The following is a 368-nucleotide window of genomic DNA, read 5'->3' on the forward strand; positions in this document are numbered from 1 at the left end:
GTCGTTGCGGTGTAGTTTTTACCGTTCAGGGTCACGGTCACCACGGTGCCTTCCGCCAGGTTGGCGCTGGTGCCGCTCACGCTCAGAGCCTGACCTTTCTCCGCCGCGTTCAGGACGTTGTCACCGCTGATGGCGTTGAAGCTGACCGATGGCAGACCGGTATCGACGGTCACGTTATGGGTGCCGCTGCCGGTGTTGCCCGCCGCGTCGGTAACAGACGCAGTGACGGTCACGGTGCCGTCGCTGAGGCCTGAAATCACGCTCGCCGGGACGCCCACGCTCCAGTTGCCCGCCGCGTCCAGCACGGTGGTGTACGTCTGGCCGCCGATGGTCACGGTCACCTTATCGCCCGCTGCCGCGCCGGTGGC

At 66.3% G+C, this 368-nt stretch carries 1 protein-coding gene; it reads right to left on the reverse strand.

The genetic code is table 11. The features are described from left to right. Positions 1 to 368: Ig-like domain-containing protein (locus E0L16_RS21960; protein ID WP_131638321.1), on the reverse strand; the 368-nt coding region annotated here is incomplete at both ends.

The sequence above is a fragment of the Enterobacter quasihormaechei genome (genome assembly GCF_004331385.1).
Classification (GTDB): Bacteria; Pseudomonadota; Gammaproteobacteria; order Enterobacterales; family Enterobacteriaceae; genus Enterobacter; species Enterobacter quasihormaechei.